This is a genomic window from Halomonas sp. V046, assembly GCF_052645355.1.
The window spans coordinates 193,503-213,168 of the sequence record NZ_JBQXYF010000003.1; the positions used below are offsets into that span (position 1 = coordinate 193,503).

13 protein-coding genes are annotated in these 19,666 nt (G+C 65.7%); all 13 read right to left on the reverse strand.

Going from position 1 to position 19,666, the window contains the following annotated elements; genetic code table 11:
- Positions 1-230: 230 nt before the first annotated feature.
- Positions 231-1,628 (reverse strand): sigma-54-dependent transcriptional regulator, encoded by a 1,398-nt coding sequence (locus tag ACUN9Y_RS05235; RefSeq protein ID WP_445459629.1) that lies wholly within the window; start codon positions 1,626-1,628, stop codon positions 231-233.
- Positions 1,625-4,111 carry an ATP-binding protein gene (locus ACUN9Y_RS05240; protein ID WP_445459630.1) on the reverse strand — a complete coding sequence of 829 codons (2,487 nt, stop codon included), beginning with the start codon at positions 4,109-4,111 and terminating at the stop codon, positions 1,625-1,627. The genes ACUN9Y_RS05235 and ACUN9Y_RS05240 overlap by 4 nt, the downstream gene beginning before the upstream one ends.
- Positions 4,108-5,415, reverse strand: a complete 1,308-nt coding sequence (locus tag ACUN9Y_RS05245) for an ABC transporter substrate-binding protein (RefSeq protein WP_445459631.1) — start codon at positions 5,413-5,415, stop codon at positions 4,108-4,110. The genes ACUN9Y_RS05240 and ACUN9Y_RS05245 overlap by 4 nt, the downstream gene beginning before the upstream one ends.
- 601 nt (positions 5,416-6,016) lie before the next feature.
- Positions 6,017-6,970 carry an acetyl-CoA carboxylase carboxyl transferase subunit alpha gene (gene accA, locus ACUN9Y_RS05250; RefSeq protein WP_445459632.1) on the reverse strand — a complete coding sequence of 318 codons (954 nt, stop codon included), beginning with the start codon at positions 6,968-6,970 and terminating at the stop codon, positions 6,017-6,019.
- A 212-nt stretch (positions 6,971-7,182) separates the two neighbouring features.
- Positions 7,183-10,689, reverse strand: coding sequence for a DNA polymerase III subunit alpha (dnaE, locus tag ACUN9Y_RS05255; RefSeq protein ID WP_445459633.1), 3,507 nt, complete (start codon positions 10,687-10,689; stop codon positions 7,183-7,185).
- 71 nt (positions 10,690-10,760) lie between these two features.
- Positions 10,761-11,408 carry a ribonuclease HII gene (gene rnhB, locus ACUN9Y_RS05260; protein WP_445459634.1) on the reverse strand — a complete coding sequence of 216 codons (648 nt, stop codon included), beginning with the start codon at positions 11,406-11,408 and terminating at the stop codon, positions 10,761-10,763.
- Positions 11,380-12,756 carry a lipid-A-disaccharide synthase gene (lpxB, locus tag ACUN9Y_RS05265; protein ID WP_445459635.1) on the reverse strand — a complete coding sequence of 459 codons (1,377 nt, stop codon included), beginning with the start codon at positions 12,754-12,756 and terminating at the stop codon, positions 11,380-11,382. Before lpxB ends, rnhB begins: the two co-directional genes overlap by 29 nt.
- Positions 12,757-12,778: 22 nt before the next feature.
- Positions 12,779-13,546: an acyl-ACP--UDP-N-acetylglucosamine O-acyltransferase gene (gene lpxA / locus ACUN9Y_RS05270; protein ID WP_445459636.1), complete on the reverse strand. Its 768-nt coding sequence runs from the start codon at positions 13,544-13,546 to the stop codon at positions 12,779-12,781.
- Positions 13,543-13,986, reverse strand: a complete 444-nt coding sequence (gene fabZ / locus ACUN9Y_RS05275; RefSeq protein WP_445459637.1) for a 3-hydroxyacyl-ACP dehydratase FabZ — start codon at positions 13,984-13,986, stop codon at positions 13,543-13,545. The genes lpxA and fabZ overlap by 4 nt, the downstream gene beginning before the upstream one ends.
- Positions 13,987-14,115: 129 nt before the next feature.
- On the reverse strand, positions 14,116-15,156 hold the full coding sequence (gene lpxD / locus ACUN9Y_RS05280; protein WP_445459638.1) for a UDP-3-O-(3-hydroxymyristoyl)glucosamine N-acyltransferase: 1,041 nt from the start codon (positions 15,154-15,156) through the stop codon (positions 14,116-14,118).
- A 29-nt stretch (positions 15,157-15,185) separates the two neighbouring features.
- Positions 15,186-15,704: an OmpH family outer membrane protein gene (locus ACUN9Y_RS05285; RefSeq protein ID WP_445459639.1), complete on the reverse strand. Its 519-nt coding sequence runs from the start codon at positions 15,702-15,704 to the stop codon at positions 15,186-15,188.
- The gene (gene bamA, locus ACUN9Y_RS05290; RefSeq protein ID WP_445459640.1) at positions 15,704-18,052 is read right to left on the reverse strand and encodes an outer membrane protein assembly factor BamA; all 2,349 of its coding nucleotides are present in this window, start codon (positions 18,050-18,052) and stop codon (positions 15,704-15,706) included. The genes ACUN9Y_RS05285 and bamA overlap by 1 nt, the downstream gene beginning before the upstream one ends.
- A gap of 89 nt (positions 18,053-18,141) precedes the next feature.
- Complete coding sequence (rseP, locus tag ACUN9Y_RS05295; RefSeq protein WP_445459641.1) at positions 18,142-19,500, reverse strand: RIP metalloprotease RseP; 1,359 nt, start codon at positions 19,498-19,500, stop codon at positions 18,142-18,144.
- Positions 19,501-19,666 lie beyond the last annotated feature (166 nt).

Below are 19,666 nucleotides of genomic sequence, written 5' to 3' on the forward strand. Positions count from 1 at the left end.
ACCATGCCAAAGGCGCCTTCCTTGAGGAACGCGCATCTGACATATCTATCATTTTGGAATAGTTTGGGATGGCTGGGACTGGCTGGGAATAGTTTGAAATAGCTTGGAATAAAGAGCCCAGCAGGCGATAAAGCCGACGCGAGTATCACCTTCAGCTATTGCAGGTGCCCCGACACAGACGTGGGCAGGCCGGTCGGCCTATGCCGATCACGAGAAGTGCCGGTCGCTTTTCATGCGTGCGGCTCATCCTCCCCGCCGCTGAAGCGCATCTTGTCGATACCGTGGCGCTGCATGCGCAGGTAGAGCTTCTTGCGGGGAATGCCGAGTCTGTCGGCGGCTTCGGTCACGCGCCCCTGCGATGCCGACAGCGCCTGGCACAGCAGTTCGCGCTCGAAACGCGCCAGGCGCTCGGGCAGGCTGCCACCGTCGGCGGCGCCCTCGTCATGTCGGTCGCCGCCGACACCTTGCGCACCCGTCAGGCGCGTCGAGATGCCAAGCACGAAGCGTTCGGCTTCATGCTGCAGCTCGCGCACGTTGCCGGGCCAGTCGTGAGCCATCAGGGCCTCCAGGTGATGCGCCCCGAGCACCGGCACCGGGCGGCGAAAGCGCTCGGCGGCGGGCTTGAGAAAGTGGCCAAACAGCAGCCCGATGTCGTCGCGACGTTCGCGCAGGGACGGCAGGTCCAGGGTGGCGACGTTGAGACGATAGTAGAGATCCTCGCGGAACTCACCGAGGCGTGAGGCCTCGGCCAGGTCGCGCTTGGAGGCGGCCACCACGCGCACGTCGATGGCGATACTGGCATTACCGCCGAGACGCTCAAGCGAGCGCTCCTGGAGCACGCGCAGCAGCTTGATCTGCAGCGTCAACGGCATGCTCTCGAGCTCGTCGAGAAAGAGCGTACCACCGCTGGCGTATTCCAGCTTGCCGATGCGTTTCTTGCTGGCGCCGGTGAAGGCGCCGATCTCGTGACCAAACAGCTCGCTCTCGATCACCGACTCGGGCAAGGCGCCGCAGTTGAGCGCGACGAAGTGCCCTTCTCGCCGCGGGCTCACCTCGTGCAGGCTGCGCGCCACCAGCTCCTTGCCGGTGCCGGTCTCGCCGTTGATCAGCACGTCGACGTCGGCCTCGGCCAGGGTGGTGATCAGCTCGCGCAGTCGGATCATGACGGCGCTGTCGCCCACCACTCTGGCCTCGAGCCCCTGGCGACCCGCCAACGCCGATTTGAGGCGGCGGTTTTCGAGCACCAGGGCCCGGGTACGCTGGGCACGCCGTACCTCCTCGATCAGGCGCTCGGGGTCGGCGGGCTTTTCGATGAAGTCGTAGGCTCCCCCGCGCACGGCCTCCACCGCCATGGCGATATCGGCGTGGCCGGAAATCAGAATCACCGGCAGCTCGGCGTCGAGCCGCTGCACCCACGAGAGCAGCGCCATGCCGTCCATGCCGGGCATCTTGATGTCCGAGAGCACGATGCCGGGGTAGTCCGGCGTCAGCTCGGCCAGCGCCGGCTCGGCGCGGTCGAAGGCCTGCACCGTCATGCCGGCGAGTTCCATGGTCAGGCAGGCGGCCTCACGAACGTCGCGCTCGTCTTCGATCAGCAGAATGTGCCCATCCGTAGCGGCTGTCATCATGCGGCTTGGCTCCTTCGTAAACTCAGCTCGATTCGGGTGCCCTTCTCGGGCCGGCTCTGGACCGCCATCTCGCCGCCGAGCTCGCGCAGGATCTTGCGCGAGATCGACATCCCGAGCCCCTGTCCCGTGGCCTTGGTGGTAAAGAACGGATCAAACATCTGGGCCATGACCGACTCGGACATGCCGACGCCGTTATCGCTGACCGCGAGCACAACCTGGTCAGCCTCGAGGCGCGTCTCCAGGGTCAGCAGCGGATGCTCGCAGTCCTCCACGGCGTCCAGCGCGTTACCGATCAGGTTGACCATCACCTGCTCCAGGCGAATCGGGTCGGCGAGGACCTCGGGCAGCGCCGCCTCGGTCTGCCAGTCGAGCCGGCAATCCATCCGCGCCAGGCGCTGGGCGAACAGCGACAGGGCGCTGTCGACCACTTGTCTCAGGTCGACCGGCTCGGTGACCTCGGCCGCCTTGCGCGAGAAGACCTTCAGATGATTGATGATCTTGGCCATCTTGTCGGCCAGCTGCTCGGCGGTGACCAGGCAGGCGAGGGCCTCGTCGTGGCGCTCGAGCGCCAGCAGCTGACGCGCATTGTGGTTGCGATAGCGCAGGGCGCTGAGCGGCTGATTCAGTTCGTGGACGATGCTGGCCGAGAGCTGGCCGAGGCTTGCAAGCTTGGTCGCCTGAATCAGTTCCTGGTTGGCGCTGCGAAGCTCGGCTTCGGTCAATTGGCGCTCGGCCACCGCATCCTTGAGCCGGCGGTTGGCGCCGCGCAGGTCCCGGGTACGCTCGGCAATGCGCCGCTCCAGCAGCCGTTTGGCCTCCAGGCGCTCGGTGGCATCGGCCAGGGTCAGCAGTAGCTGACGATGGCGCCTGCGGTGGTAGACCCGCAGGCTCAGGTCCAGCGGAAAGGTACTGCCATCGCGCCGGCGCCCGGTGGTGGTCAACGGGTGCGCGGTGGCACCGCCCGCCATCAGGGCCGCGAGATCCACCCGACCACGGGCATGTTCGGCGATAAAGGCCTCGACGAAGCGAGTCCCTATCGCCTCATCGTCGGCCACCGCAAACAGCTCCCGGGCGTTGGGATTGACGAACTCGACCACGCCCTCGGCGTCGGTGCTGACGAGCCCCACCAGGGCGTTGTCGATCAGCGCTTGGGCGTTGGCATTCTCGACTTCGACGGCGGTATGTTGAAAGACCGCCAGGGCCCTGGCCATGTCGGTGATCTCGTCGTTGCCGCCAACGTCGATCTTGACCTCGAGATCGCCGCCGGCAATTGCGGCCATGTGTCCGCGCAGGCGCTTGAGCCGCCCGAGCAACCGCCGCCCGACATACCACCAGCCGATGGCAATGGCCACGGCAAGCCCCGCCAATGACATCACGATCAGCAGCAGCTTGCCGCGCTGGACGCTGGCCCTGGCCTCCGCGGCGGCGGCCTCGGCCTCGCCCTGTGAGCGCCGAATACGCGCCGCGATTTCGCCCTTGAGTTCGCTGATCAGGGCCTCGTTGTCGTTGATCAGGGTCATGTTGCGCTGGCCGAGGGCCAGTTCCCGCTGGCGCAGCGCCGGCAGGCTGGCCTCGCCTTCGGCGAAGGTCAGCATGGCATGCACCGCCTCGCGCAGGGTGATGGCGCTATCCTCATCGCGCAGGGGCACGAGGTTGTCGCGCAACCGATCGCCGACCTCGCCGAGATACTGACGGGTATGCTCGATGTCCAGGCTGTCCTGCTGGCTCGCCGCCCTCAGGGTCAGGCCCACCAGCAGGTTGGCATCGGCATTGACCTCGAGCAGACGATCGCGCACGCCGATGGTGTGCATCAGGTTGGTTCGCGAGCGGCTCTCCTCGGCGTTGGACTCGGCCCGAGCCCACTGCTCCATTTCGGTCTCGGTGTTAAACCGGCTGTCCTCGAGAATCGGCTCGATCTCATCGAGGAAGGTGACGTGAGTCCAGCGCAGCGCTTCGGAACGCTCGCGGTTGGCGCGCCCCAGCTCGAAGCCCAGGCTGACATTGGCATTGAGCGCCAGCAGATTGCGCCGGATTCGATCGATCAGGTCGGTCAGCGCCGCGTCATCGATCATCGCGCCCTCGCCCGCGCCATCGATCGTCGCGCCCGCGTCATGCGCCGCCGCCACCTGCGTGGCCAGCGAGGCCGCGCCGGAGAGCGGCCTGAGCGCTTCGAGCTGCGCCAGACGCGCCTGCAATTCGGCCCACAGACTCTCCTGCTCCCAGCTCGAGCGCGCCGTCAGCAAGCGCGGAGCGGTCGCCACCAGGTCACTGCCGATCTCGGCGAAACGCGCCGAGCGGGCGATGACCGGCAACTGACGCTCGCTAATCTCGGTCATGCGCTCGGCGACATCGCTGAAGGCCAGCCAGGCACCGAGGGCCACCAGGACGATGACCGCGATCAGGCCCGCCAGCGCCGAGGATACCTTGACCCCAAGCCGTCGCCATAGGCGGTGCAGCGCAAGCCCCCGCGGCCAGACGCTCATGGTGAGCCCGCCGCCGAGGGCCCATCGAGGCGCTTCGCCAGCGCCTCCAGCAAGGCCCGTGCCGCCGTCAGGTCGGCATCGAGACGCGCGCCCCAGGCGGCTTCTTCTTCGCGCTGCACCGCGCCCGCCATCAATCCGGGCTGATGGCGACTGAACTGCGCCACAAGATCCGCATCGGTGAGGCGCTCGGCGGCGAACGGTACGCGGGTAGCCAGCGCTCTGGCGCTGGCCAGGTCGGCGCGGTCCCCGGTCAGGGCGTCGATGTCCACTCCGCTTTGCGCTCTCGAGGCGACACGCTCCGCCAACTCGTCATATCGTGCCCAGAACTCGCGCAGGCGCTCCAGGCGGTAGGTCACCAGATGATCGAACAGGGCATTGACCAAACCATAGCGGCGACGCGATAGCTCGGCGTCGTAGGCGAGTCGCTCCTGGCCCGGTGCGAGACGCGCCAGCGGGTGGCCGGGCACACCGGCCGCCGCCGACGGATCGATGGGATAACGTCCCAGCGAGGGCGAGGCCAGGGCGCGCTGGCCGGATGACGAGGTCAGAAAGTGCAGGAAGCGACGCGCCTCGTCGAGCTCGGCGCCACCGCGCACCAGCGCGGCACACACCGGGAGAACCGTGACCGGTGAAGGATAGGCAAACCCCACGTCGGCATCGCTGGCGAGGACCGGGGCGGCGAGCGCATCCACCACCAGGCCGACACCGAAGCGCTCACGCTCGATGCCAATCGGCACACCAAAGCTGCGCGCCGTCACCGTGGCAAGCCGTCCTCCCAGCGCCATCAAGTCAGCCCAGCCCGGCTCCCAGCCGCGTGCCTGGAGCAGCGACTCGACGATGACGTGGGTGGTGCCCGAGCGCGCCGGTGACGACATCGCAACGTGGCCGGTAAACCCCGGGGCAAGCAGCGCCTCCCAGCCCCGTGGCGGACTCAGGCCATGGCGGTCGAGATAGCCCCGATGCCACATCACCCCATAGCCTGCCTGGGCGAAGGGCACGCAGTACGGCTCGAGCGATGGCTCGATGTAGGGCGACGCCTGGGCGGCCAAGGCCCCCGCCGGTACCAGAAGATCGCGTTCGGCCATCCAGCCGAAGGCATCGAGGGCACTTGCCATCACCAGGTCCGGTGTCGGCCCCAGGCCGCGCTCGAGATGATTGAGCGCGGCACTGGTCTTCTTGTGAATGAACGACAGCGAGACGCCCGGTGCCTCACGGCGATAGGCGTCGGCCAGCTCCTGGCTGACCAGCTCCGAGAACGACGTCAGCACGACCAGGCGCGGCGGGGCATCGGTGGCGTGGGCCATGGGCGCCAGACCCAGTCCTAGTCCTACTCCTAGGCTCAAGCCCAGCAGCCGCGACCGGCATCCCCGCGCCCCGCCTCGAGGTAGGGTCCGAGGTAGGGTCCGAGATAGGGTCCGAGATAGGGTCCGAGCTAGGGTCCGAAATAGGGCTCGGTCGGCCTGCCTCCGGCGCGACGACTCGCCCTTGACGGTCGGTTGCTGCCGACGCCGTAACGGTGCCTCACGTCGCTCAGTGCTCGACAGCCCCGCATTCATCCTTACCACATCCACCTCCCGATTCCAGAAAGCCCCGAGCGGTCCATCGGGCCCATGCCCCACCAGGCGCTGCGGCACACCGCCGCAACAGGGTATACCATCCGCGGGCGTCGACGGCGGTGTAGGACCAATGGCCAATGCCTCCCACCAGGCAGGCCAACCGGTGCCCACGCAAAGACCCCCGCTCGACGTTGCCGAACGGGGGTCTCTAGGCGCTAGCGTTGTCACCGGCTAGTGGGAATCGCCAACCGGGCAGCGGGCGGGATGTGTCATCGCGCCCGCCCCGCACGATGCCCACGTAGCGCGCGCTCGACAAGTGGGCTCCCGACACCCGAGCGAGCGGCGTCGCTCAGGCCGGGGCGCCGTAGCTCATCAGGCGCTCATAGCGGCGCTCGAGCAGGGTGTCGGTATCCAGGCCTTCGAGGCGATCGAGGCTATGACGAATGCCATCGCGGACCCGCTCGGCGGTGTCGACGGGGAAGCGGTGGGCGCCCCCCAGCGGCTCCTTGATCAGGGTATCGACGAAGCCCAACTCCTTGAGCCGAGAGGCGGTGATGCCCATGGCCTGGGCCGCATCGGAGGCGCGCTCGGCACTCTTCCACAGGATCGACGCACAGCCTTCCGGCGAAATCACCGCGTAGGTGGAATACTCGAGCATCATCAGCTCATCGCAGACGCCGATGGCCAGGGCCCCGCCGGAGCCCCCCTCTCCGACCACGGTGGAGATGATCGGCGTCTTGAGCCGCGACATCACCGCCAGGTTGTAGGCGATGGCCTCGCTCTGACCGCGCTCCTCGGCGTCGATGCCAGGATAGGCGCCGGGTGTGTCGATGAAGGTCAACACCGGCATCTTGAACCGCTCGGCCATCTCCATCAAACGGCAGGCCTTGCGATAGCCTTCCGGACGCGGCATGCCGAAGTTGCGGCGCACCTTCTCTTTCACGTCGCGGCCCTTCTGGTGGCCGATGATCATCACCGGGCGATCATCCAGGCGGGCCACACCGCCGACCAGGGCCGCATCATCGGCGAAGGCGCGATCGCCATGGAGCTCGTCGAAGTCGGTAAAGACGTGCTCCAGATAGTCCAGGGTGTAGGGGCGTTGGGGATGACGCGACAGCTGGGAGACCTGCCACGGCGAGAGGTCCTTGAAGATCGACTCGGTAAGCTTGCGGCTCTTCTCTTCGAGACGGGAAATCTCGTCGGCGAGGCTCACCTTGCTATCATTGCCGACCAGACGCAGCTCTTCGATCTTGGCCTGGAGCTCGGCGATGGGCTGTTCGAAATCGAGATAGTTGGGATTCATGGACTAGCGCCTTGTGATGGTCGACCGGCGAGCGCGGGGCCCAAAAGGCCGCCCGGCGCTCGCCATGGCAAAGAGTAAAGTGGCGAGCATTATCGCACCCTGACCGGGGCACGCAAGGCACCCCGCTCAGACAGTGAGCCTAGCGATACTTGAGGCGCACACCATCTCGCACCCTGACCGGGGCACGCAAGGCACCCCGCTCAGACAGTGAGCTAGCGATACTTGAGGCGCACACCATCCTGGCCCTGCACCTCACGCAGGGCAATCAACAGATCGTCCGACGGCGAGACTCGCCACTGCTCATCGAACTCGAGCCAGCCGACGGCTTCGGCATTGCGATAGCGCAGTCGCACCGGCAGGCCTTCGGCCTGACGGTGTGGCTCGAGGCTATCGCGCAGGCTCTCGATCAACTTGCCGTTGGCCTGGTTGCCGTCGACGGACACCTCCACCGCCTGGCCGAAACGCGTCCTGGCCGCGACCATGGGCGTGACATCCTTGCCGCGCAGGCGCAGGCCGCCGGAATAGTCATCGCTGGACACCTCGCCCTCGATGATCAGCACCTCGGCGTTGTCGAGCTGGTGCTTGACGGCGTCGAACATCTCGCCGAACAGTGACGCCTCGATGCGTCCGGTGCGATCGTCCAGGGTCAAAAAGGCCATGGTGTCGCCACGCTTGGACTTCATGGTGCGCATGCCCACCACCAGACCGGCGACGCGCTGGGGTTCGCGCGAGGGCTTGAGCTCGGCGATGCGCGTGGAGACGAAGCGCGCCAGCTCCTGCTCGTACTCATCGATGGGATGTCCGGTGAGGTAGAGCCCCAGGGTGTCCTTCTCCCCCGACAACCGCTCGCGATCGGTCCACTCCCGCGCGCGCAGATAGTCGGCATAGGGGTCGCCCGCCTCCTCTTCCGGTGCGGCAAAGGCGTCGCCGAACATGTCCATCATCCCGGCATTCTGGTTCTGATGGTTCTGCGCCGCGGCGCGTAGCGCGTCTTCCAGCGCCGCCGCCAGTACCGCCCGGTTCGGCCCCAGGTTATCGAGCGCGCCGGAGCGGATCAGCGCCTCCAGGGTACGCTTGTTGATGCGTTTGGGGTCGATGCGACGACAGAAATCGAACAGGTCACGGAACGGGCCGTCCTGGGCACGGGCCTCGACGATGGCGCCGATCGGCCCCTCGCCTACCCCGCGAATGGCGCCAAGGCCATAGACCACACGCGCCTGGTCATCGACGGTGAACTTGTAGCCACCGACGTTGACGTCCGGCGGTGTCACGGTCAGCTTGAGATGGCGACATTCCTCGATCAGTGGCACGACCTTGTCGAGGTTATCCATCTCGGTGGACATCACCGCGGCCATGAACGGTCCCGGGTAATGCGCCTTCAGCCAAGCGGTCTGATAAGACACCAGGGCGTAGGCCGCCGAGTGCGACTTGTTGAAGCCGTAGCCGGCGAATTTTTCCACCAGGTCGAAGATGTTGCCGGCAAGATCGGCATCGATGTCGTTGGCCGCACACCCCTCCAGGAAGCCGTCGCGCTGCTTGGCCATTTCCTCGGGTTTTTTCTTGCCCATGGCCCGGCGCAACAGGTCGGCCTGGCCCAGAGAATAACCGGCCATCACCTGGGCGATCTGCATCACCTGCTCCTGGTACAGGATGATGCCGTAGGTGGGCGAAAGCACCGGTTTCAACAGCTCGTGCTGGTAGTCCGGGTGTGGATAAGAGACCTCGGCACGACCGTGCTTACGGTTGATGAAGTCATCCACCATGCCGGACTGCAGCGGACCGGGGCGGAACAGCGCCACCAAAGCGATCATGTCTTCCAGCGAGTCCGGCAGCAGGCGCTTGATCAGCTCCTTCATGCCGCGGGATTCGAGCTGGAACACCGCCGTGGTCTCGGCCTTCTTGAGCATCTCGAAGGTCTTGCCATCGTCCAGCGGTATGCTGTCGATATTGAGCGGGCCTTGTCCCGTGGTCTCGCGCACCTTATCGACCATCTCCAGCGCCCAGTCGATGATGGTCAGGGTGCGCAGCCCCAGGAAGTCGAACTTGACCAGGCCCGCGTCCTCGATATCGTTCTTGTCGAACTGCACCACCAGGCCGTTGCCTTCCTCGTCACACAACAGCGGCGCAAAATCGGTCAGCTTGGTCGGCGCGATCACCACCCCGCCGGCGTGCTTGCCGGTGCCTCGGGTGACGCCTTCAAGCTTCAGCGCCATCTCCCAGATCTCTCCGGCGTCCTCGTCGACCTCGATGAACTCCTTGAGCTGGGCCTCTTCCTCGATGGCCTTGCCAAGGGTCATGCCCACTTCGAAGGGAATCAGCTTCGACAGCTTGTCGCCCAGCGAATAGGGCTTGCCCTGGGCACGCGCCACGTCGCGTACCACGGCCTTGGCGGCCATGGTGCCGAAGGTGACGATCTGGGACACGGCGTTGCGTCCGTAGCGCTCGGCCACGTAGTCGATGACCCGATCACGCTTTTCCATGCAGAAGTCGACATCGAAGTCGGGCATCGAGACCCGCTCGGGATTCAGGAAGCGCTCGAACAGCAGGTCGTAGCCGATCGGGTCGAGATCGGTGATCTTCTGGGCATAGGCCACCAGGGAGCCGGCACCGGAGCCTCGCCCCGGGCCGACCGGGACGTTGTTGTCCTTGGCCCACTGGATGAAGTCCATCACGATCAAGAAGTAACCAGGAAAGCCCATCTGCAGGATGACGTTGAGCTCGAAGTCCAGGCGCTCGCGATAGCGCTGCTCGATGGGGTGCCAGGCGTCATTGTCACGCGGGTGCTGGTCCACCGGGAACAGGGCCGCGAGACGCTCGGTCAAGCCATCATGGGAGATCTTGCGAAAGAACTCGTCCTGGGTCATGCCGTCCGGAATTTCGTATTCCGGCAGGAATATCTCGCCGAGGCGCACATCGACGTTACAGCGCGCCGCGATCATTAGGCTGTTGTCGATGGCCTCGGGAACATCGGCGAACAACTCGGCCATTTCCGCCGGGCTCTTCAGGTACTGCTCCTCGGTATAGCGCTGCTCGCGACGCGGATCGTCGAGCGCCTTGCCCTCGCCGATGGCGACGCGCGTCTCGTGGGCCCAGAAGTCCTCGCGCTGTAGAAAGCGCACGTCATTGGTCGCCACGACCGGCGTATCCGTGGCGATGGCCAACGCCACAGACGCATGCACGCACTCTTCTTCCAGCGCTCGCCCGGTACGCGTCAATTCGAGGTAGAAACGCTCGGGAAAGGCCTCCTTCCACTGCGCCAGCAATGTTCGCGCCTCGGCCTGGTGATCCGTCACCAGATGGCGGCCGATGTCGCCATCGCGCCCACCAGACAGCGCGATCAGCCCCTCGCTCTGCGCCAGCACCCAGGCTTTATCCAGTACCGCCCTGCCCTGGCGCTGCCCATCGGTCCAGCCGCGGGAGATCAGCTCGGTGAGGTTGCGATAGCCGACATCGTTCATCGCCAGCAGGGTCACCCGATAGGGATGATCGGCGTCGTGGGCGTTGCTGAGCCACAGGTCGGAGCCGATGATCGGCTTCATGCCCGCGCCCTGCACGCCGTTGTAGAACTTGACCAGCCCGAACAGGTTGGCCTCATCGGTCAGGGCCAGGGCGGGCATGCCGAGCGCGACGCCGGTCTTGACGTAGGGCTTGAGGCGCACGAGGCCGTCGACCAGAGAGAACTCGCTGTGGACGCGCAGGTGAATAAAGGGTGCGGACATGGGGAGTCGGGTCCTCGGGTGTGCAACCGGCCGCGTCAGGCGCGACCCGAAAAACGAAGCGAAAAACGACGCTAGAACAGCGCGAGCTGGCGCTTGACCGGGGCGAAGGAGCGACGGTGCTCTGGCAGCGCCCCGAATCGCTCGAGGGCGGCCAGGTGCTCGGGCGTCGGATAGCCCTTGTGGCGGGCGAAGCCGTAATCGGGATGGCGGGCATCGAGCGCCGCCATGGCGGCGTCGCGAGCCACCTTGGCCAGTATGGAAGCGGCCGCAATGGCGCCATGCCGGGCATCGCCCTTGACCACCGCCTGGCCGGGAACATGATGCCCGGGCAGACGATTGCCGTCCACCAGCAGGTATTCCGGCGCCGGCGCCAGGGCATCGATGGCGCGACGCATGGCCAGATGGGTCGCGTGATAGATATTGAGCGCGTCGATTTCCTCGCAGGTGGCCTCGGCCACGGCGAACGCCAGCGCGCGCTCGCGAATCAGCGCGTCCAGGGCCTCACGGCGTTTGGCCGTCAAGGCCTTGGAATCGTTGAGCCCGTCGACCGGGCGGCACGGATCCAGAATCACCGCCGCCGCGACCACCGAGCCCACCAAGGGCCCGCGACCGACTTCGTCGACGCCGGCCAGCAGGTCTCCACCGTAATCGATCACCAGGGGAGGCAGGGCCACGCGACGGTTCTGGCCACTACCGGCCACGCGACACCTCTGGGCCATCGGCCGAGCCATCTTGCGTCGGTGGCTGGGGTGCGGCGACCCCCTCTCCGGCGGTGCCAAGGGCGTTGCCATCGGCGACCTGGCCATCGGCGACCTGGCCATCGGCGACCTGGCGGGCCAGCGCCGGCGACACGCTGGCCGGCAGCGGCTCGCCGGCGACGAGGGCATCGATGGCATCCACCGCACGCCGACTGGCATCGCGCTGAAGCCCCTTGTGCATCGTCGCAAAGCGCTCTTCCAGGACCAGGCGCGCTGGCTCGTCGTCGAGCATGGCGCCGAGTCCTTCGGCGATGGCGTCGCTCGAGGCCGCCTCCTGAATAAGCTCCGGCACCAGCGACGCCTGCGCAATCAGGTTCGGCAGCGAGATCCACTCGGTCTTGACCATGCGCTTGGCGATGAAGTGGGTCATCGGTGCCATACGGTAAGCCACCAGCATCGGACGGTGACACAGCATCGCCTCCAGCGCCGCGGTGCCGGAAGCCAGCAACACCAGGTCGCTGGCGACCATCGCCTCGCGAGCCTGGCCATCGATCAGCACGACGCTGGCGTCGAGGGTCGGGCGCGCCTGGAGCAGCGCCTCGAGCTCGCTGCGCCGCTCTGGCGTTGCCGCGGGGATGAGCACACGAAGCCCAGGGCGGGCCGCCACCAGCCGCTCGGCGGCGTCCAGAAAGACCGCCCCCATGAAGCGAATCTCGTTGCGCCGTGAGCCCGGCAACAGCGCCAGGACTTCGCCCTCCGGCGTCAGACCCAGGGCCTGACGCGCCTTACCCCGGTCGCAGTCCAGCGGCATGTCATCGGCCAGAGGGTGACCGACGAAGGCCACCGGCACGCGATGCTGGGCATAGAAGGCCGCCTCGAAGGGCAGAAAGGTGAGCATGGCATCGACGGACTTGGCGATGCCCTTGACCCGGCCCTGGCGCCAGGCCCATACCGAGGGACTGACGTAGTGAGCCGTGGTCACGCCCGCCTCGCGCAACTGCCGCTCAAGGCCCAGATTGAAGTCGGGAGCGTCGATGCCGAGCATGATATCGGGGCGCCACGCCAGGGCGTCGGCGCGCAGGGCGCGACGCACGCGAATGAGTTCCGGCAGGTGCTTTACGACCTCGACCAGCCCCATCACCGACAGGGTCTCGAGGGGATACAGCGACACGATGCCTTCGGCTTCCATGCGCGGCCCGCCGAGGCCTCGGAACTCGACTCCGGGGTGGCGCGCCTTCAATGCCCGCATCAGGCTGGCGCCGAGAATGTCGCCGGAAAGCTCACCGGCGACCAGGTAGACCCGCGCCGGAGCGGGGCAAGGCGTCGACGACGCCCCCTGGCGAGGGACATCGAGGGTGGACTCGAACATGGGCGTGTCTCCCGACCCGCGGCTAGCGGGTAATGCCTCGGGTGGATGCCTCGATGGAGGCCACGAAAGCCTCGGTCTCGGGAAGCGAGAAACGGCTGCGAATCTCGGACAGCGCCTGCTCCACGGTCAGCCCCTGGCGATAGACCAGCTTGTAGCACTCGCCGAGGGCGCGAATCGCCTCGGGAGTGAAGCCGCGGCGCTTCAGGCCAACCACGTTCAGGCCGTGGGCCTGGGCGGGGCTGCCGTTGATCATCACGAAGGATGGCGTGTCCTTGGTGATGATCGAGCCGCCGCCGGCCATGGCATGAGCACCGAAATGGCAGAACTGATGAATCGCCGAGAGACCACCGACGATGGCGAAATCGCCCATGTGCACGTGACCGGCCAGGGTCACCTGGTTGGCCAGGATGCAGTCGTCCCCGATCACGCAATCATGACCGACGTGGACGTAGGCCATGAACAGGTTGCGCGAGCCGATAGTGGTCTCGCCACGGTCCTGGACCGTGCCACGGTGCAGGGTGACGCCTTCGCGCACGACGTTGTCGTCCCCCATCACCAGGCGTGTCGGTTCGCCGTTGTACTTCTTGTCCTGGCAGGCTTCGCCGACCGAGGCAAACTGGAAGATTCGGGTTCGGCGCCCGAGCACCGTGGGGCCTTGTACCACGACGTGGGGGCCAATGACCGACCCGGCCCCGATCTCGACGTCAGGGCCGATCACGGAGAACGGCCCCACCTCGACATCGTCGGCCAGGCGTGCGCCGGGATCTACGAGGGCGGTGGGATGAATCAAGCGATCTTCCTCTCGGCACAGATGATGTCGGCTTCGCAGCACAGCTCACCGTCGACGGTGGCGCGGCAGTTGAACTTCCAGATGCCACGCTTGGTACGTTCGACCTTGGCGCTGAGCTCGAGCTTGTCGCCCGGCATCACCGGACGCTTGAAACGTACGTTATCACTGCCGACGAGGTAGTAGACATAGCCGTCGGCGGGCAGCTTGTTCACGGTCTTGAAGCCGAGAATACCGCAGGCCTGCGCCAGCGCCTCGACCACCAGCACCCCTGGCATGATCGGGTGGTGCGGGAAATGGCCGTTGAAGAACGGCTCGTTGATGCTGACATTCTTGTAGGCAACGATGGTCTCGCCCAGGGTCAGTTCCGTGACCCGGTCCACCAGCAGGAAAGGATAGCGGTGGGGCAGGTACTCGCGAATCTCGTTGATGTCCATAACCATCGTAGCGACCTCTGAAATGACAAAAGCCCTCCCCTCCCGGGGTGGGCGCTTCCGGTGGCGGCAAGACGATGCGCCGTGAGCCTGCCGCGCGGAGCTAGGCGGTGGATTATACCGACCTGGGGCGGGCCCTCAAGCCTCGTCATCACCGCGTTTTTCGAGCCGCATGACGCGACGGGCGATGTTGTCGAGTTGCTTGAAGCGGACCGCATTGCGACGCCACTGGCCGTTCTCCATGGCGCCGGTACCCGACGAGTAGACGCCGGGTTTCAGAATCGAATTGGTGACCAGGCTCATGCCGGTGACCTGAACACCGTCACAGATCGTCAGGTGGCCCGACAGGCCCACGCCGCCGCCGAGCATGCAGTGACGCCCGACGCTGGTAGAGCCGGCAATCCCGACACAGCCCGCCAGGGCGCTGTGATCGCCGATGCGCACGTTGTGGGCGATCTGGACCTGGCTATCGATCTTGACGTCGTCGCCGATGACGGTGTCCCCGAGCGCCCCGCGATCGATGCTCGAGCAACTGCCGACTTCCACATCATCGCCGAGCACCACGCCGCCGAGTTGGGCGATCTTGCGCCAGCCCGCGCCGTCATGGGCGAAGCCGAATCCATCGGCACCGATCACGCAGCCACTGTGCAAAATCGCCCGCTTGCCGATCACCACACCGTGGTAGACCGTGACATTGGCGTGCAGGAAGCTGCCCTCGGCGATCCGGGTATCGGCGCCGACCACCGAGCCCGGACCGATCACCACACCATCGCCGAGGGTCACCCCAGACTCGATCACGGCGCTGGGGCCAACACAGACGTCATCGCCCAGCACCGCGTCCTCGGCGACCACGGCCGACGGGTGAACCCCCGGGGCATGGGCATCGGCCAGGGGGTCGAGCATCCGTGACAGCTCGGCATAGCCCAGATAAGGGTTATCCAGCACCAGCGTCGCCGCGGGGCAGCTCTCGGCATGTTCGGCCGTCAGCAGCACCGCCGCTGCGCGGGTGTCCGGCAGGTCCTTGAGGTAGGCACGATTGGCGAGAAAGGCGATCTGGTCGGGCCCCGCCTCCTTGAGCGTGGCGAGGCCAGAGACTCGCCGCCCGCCATCGCCCTCTAGGCGGGCGCCCAGGCGGTCGGCGATCTCGGCGAGGGTCGGTTGCTTGCGTGAATCTGTCATGAGAGCCCGTGAATCAGATGACGGCCGAATTAGAGCGTGTTCAGGATCTGGGTGACCTCGGCGGTCACGTCAGGCAGATCGGACGCGCTATGGAGTACCCCGCCCGGATCGACCAGTACGTCGATGCCGCGGCGTTCAATGACCTGATTGACTGCCCGGTCCATTTTCGGTTCGAGGCCGCTTAAGAAACGCTGTTCGGTTTCTTGGCGAGCCTCGAGAATATCGCGCCTCAGCCCATCGAAGCGCTGCCCCTTGCGCTGAAACTCTTGCATCAGGGCGCGATGCTCGGCCTCGGGCAGGCTGTCGCCTTCGTTGGCCAGGCGTCCGGACAGACGCTCAAGCTCGCTGCCCAGTGTGTCGGCTTCGCGCTGCTGAGCACCGATACGACCGCGTAGCTGCGCGAAGGTCGCTTGGGCGGCACTGGTGTCCATCAGCGCCTTGCGCCAATCGAGCACCGCCACATCACCACCTGCCAGCGCGCTCAGCGGCGCCAACAGTGACAGGCTGGCGGCAAGCACCGCCAGCCGCCGTACCCGGTCTCGTTTCATCAGAACGTCTGGCCCAGCGAGAACTGGAACACCTGGGTATCATCATCGTCGTCGTCATTGAGCGGCTCGGCGACACTGAAGGTCAGCGGGCCCACCGGCGTCAGCCACGACACCCCGACACCCGCGCTGTAACGCAGATCGCCAAGCTCGACCCCGGAGTCACACTTCTCGCGGCCCTGATCTTCGCTCAGCACATCGTAGCACTCGGTGAGGAAGGTGTTACCGGCGTCGATGAACAGCGACGGCTGTATCGAGCGCTTGTCGTCGACAAACGGCATCGGGAAGATCAGCTCCATGCTGCCCTCGACGAGCACGTTGCCACCGAGCGTCTCGTCATCACCGTCACGTCGCTCGGTGGTCCGCTCACCCAGGGTATTGTCGGTATAGCCGCGCACGGAACCCAGGCCACCGGCCAGGAAGTTCTCATAGAACGGATACGGGTCGCTGGAATTGAGGGCATCGGCATAGCCCACCTGGCCGCTGAACTTGAGCGACCAGGTCTCTTCCTCGTTGAACGGGAAGAACTGCTTGGCCTGGGCCCTGGCCTTGTAGTACTCGGCGTCGCTACCGGGCACACCGAGCTCCAGCGACAGGCGCTGATAGTTGCCTGCCGTGGGCATCAGGCCGCGGTTTAGATCGTTACGCGTCCAGCTTGAGGTCACCGACAGTGTATTGGCGTCATCGCCTTCATCCTGGACGTAGCGCTCGATCTCCGACGGCGTGTCGTCGTAGGTGTCGATCTCCAGCGACTCGATGTTGGCGCCGAAGTTCATCCGCGTCAGCTCATTGATCGGGTAGCCGAAGTTGATGCCGGCGCCGAGCGCATTGGTCGAGTAGGTCGAGATGTCGGAGTCTTCGTAGTCCGTGGCGCGGTAGTAGAAGTTGTACCCGCGAGAGATGCCGTCCAGGGTCCAGTACGGGTCGGTGAAACCGAAGTTGACGCTGGTGTAGGTATCACTCTTTTGGGCGCCGATATTGACCCGGTTACCGCTGCCCAGGAAGTTGTTCTGGGACAGCGAGGCGCCGTAGATCACGCCGGCACTCTGGGAGAAGCCCAGGCTGGCCGAAATCGCACCCGAGGGCTGCTCCTCGACGGTATAGGTCACATCGAGTTGATCGGGCTCACTCGGCACCGGCTCGGTCTGCACTTCCACCTGCTTGAAGAACCCCAGGCGCTCGAGACGCTGGCGCGATTGGGAAATCGACTCGGTGGACGCCGGCGCCCCCTCCATCTGGATCATTTCCCGACGCAGCACCTCATCCTTGGTGGTGGTGTTGCCGACGAACTGGATACGACGCACATACGCACGCCGCCCCGGCGTGACCTGGAACGTCAGGTCGACGGTCTCGCCGTCGGAACGCACTTCGGGAATGCCGTCGACATTGGCGAAGGCGAACCCTTCGGCGCCCAGGCGCGAACGCATGGCTTCGCTCGAGGCCACCACCTTGCTGCGTGAGAACACCTCGCCGGACTCGAACTGAAGGAGCTTGCGGGCCTCGCCCTGGGCGAGCTTCAGGTCACCGACGAAGTTGATGTCGCCGACGCGGTAGCGGTCACCCTCATCGACATTGACGGTGATAAAAATACGCGACTTGTCGGGGCTGATCGACACCTGGCTCGAGGTGATCTCGAAGTTCACGTAGCCGCGGTCCAGGTACCAGGAGCGCAGCCGCTCCAGGTCACCGGCCAGTGCCTCACGGGAATACTCGTCGGCGGAGAACCAACCGAAGAACAGCCCCGGATCATCCTCGAGCTCGAAGACATCACGCAGGGTGCTGTCGGAAAAGGCCTCATTGCCGACGATGTTGATCTGGCGGATCTTCGCCACCGCCCCTTCATTGATGTCGATATCGACCTGAACACGCCCCGCGCCCACCGGCGACACCTCGGTGTCGATGCGGGCGCTGTAGCGGCCCTGGGACTGATAGAGTCCCTCGAGTTCACGCTTCATCCGCTCGATGGTAGACAGCTGCAGCACCTGGCCCTCACCGAGCCCGGCCTGCTTGAGTCCGGCGCGCAAGTCTTCGTCGCTGACCTGGGAGTTACCTTCGATGTTCAGCCGCGAAATGGTCGGGCGTTCCTCGACATCGATGATCAACACATCGCCTTCGCGGGCGAGGCTAACGTCCTCGAACAGCCCGGTGGCAAAGAGTTGCTGAGCCGCTTCGGCCAGCTGCCTGTCGTCTACCCGGTCGCGAGCGTTGACGGGGAAGGCGTTGAAGACGGACGCCGCAGAGACCCGCTGCAGGCCCTCCACGCGAATGTCCGACACGGTGAAAGGGGCCGCGTACGCCGCCTGGGCACAAGCGGTCAAGAGTGTCGCCAATCCGATGGTCTTGATTTTCATGCAGTCGATTCGCTCGCGTTGAGTCTGCGTACCTGTCCAGACAGGCACCTTATACATTTGTGCGTACTACTGACAAGCGAGGGAGCGCTCTACCAGAGCCGCATCAGATCAAAATACAGCGCCATGACCATCAGCGTGCCGACGAGAGCCAGCCCAATCTTCAAGCCCACGGCCTGGGTGCGCTCGGACACCGGGCGACCTCTGATGGCCTCGATGACGTAGTACAGCAGGTGGCCACCGTCCAGCACCGGGATAGGCAGCAAGTTGAGCACGCCGAGACTGATCGACAGGTACGCCATGAAACCGACGAAGCTCTCGAGCCCTGAGCGGGCCGTGTCACCGGCGATTCGCGCGATGGTAATGGGGCCGGACAGGTTGGTCGGCGAAATCAGGCCGACCAGCATCTTGCGCACGGCGTCGAAGGTCAAGACGGTCATTTCGGCCGTCCGGCCGACCGCCTGGCCCATGGCGTCGATCGGTCCATAGCGAATTTCGCGGCGCCACTTCTCTGGCCACTCTACCGTCGCTACGCCGGCACCGATATAGCCAATCTCGCTACCATCCTCGAGGGTATTGGCTCGCGGCGTGAGGCTCAGCTCGAGCCGCTCGCCCTCCCGCTCCACGCCAAGCGCCAGGGTCGCATTGGGGCGCTCACGCACCCGCGTGACCAACGCCGCCCAGTCGGCGACCGGCTCGCCATCCAGCGCGATGACACGGTCGCCGGCCCGCAGGCCGGCCGCCTGGGCCGGCTCGCCGTCCATCACCTGGCCGATCACGGCCGGCATTGGTGGACGCCACGGCGTCACGCCGAGCGATACCAGCGGCTGGGGCGGATCCTGGCCCACCAGCCAGTCCGTCACCGGCATGCGGTAGGTCTCGTCGCGGCTATTGCCTTCGTCTCGGGCGGCGAGCGTCAGCTCGCCGCTGACGCCGATGGCCGCGACCAGCTTGAGGTTGACCTCATCCCAGGAGCGCACCGGCTGACCCTGGACCCGAGTGATCTCGAGCCCCTCGTGCAACCCGGCTTCGGCGGCAGGCGATGCGGGCGTCACCTCCCCAATGACCGGCACCACCGTGGTGGTACCCGCCACGAACAGGGCCCAGTAGGCGACCAGGGCGAGGAGAAAGTTGGCGATCGGGCCGGCGGCAACGATGGCCATGCGCGCCCACACCGACTTGCGATTGAAGGCTTGATCCCGTTCGGCAGGATCCACATCGCCTTCGCGCTCGTCCAGCATCTTGACGTAACCGCCAAGGGGAATGGCCGCAACGGCAAATTCCGTGCCGTGGCGATCATGACGTGACCACAATGGCTTGCCGAAGCCCACCGAGAACCGCAGCACCTTGACGCCACAGCGACGGGCGACCCAGAAGTGCCCGAATTCGTGGAAGGTGATCAGCAGGCCGAGCACCACGATCACGGCAAGAATATTCTGAATCAGGCCCAAGCCACTCTCCTTTGAAACCCTGCCACTGTGTTGAAAGCATCGACATCCTTGCCGCAGGGCCCGTCACCACGTTCCCCAGATACTCGAGTGCGCGCGCGCCCTTTGCCACCACCGGTCGCAAGGCCTCGAGCCTGGCTTTCCGGCAACGCTCGAGGACAAAGGTTCC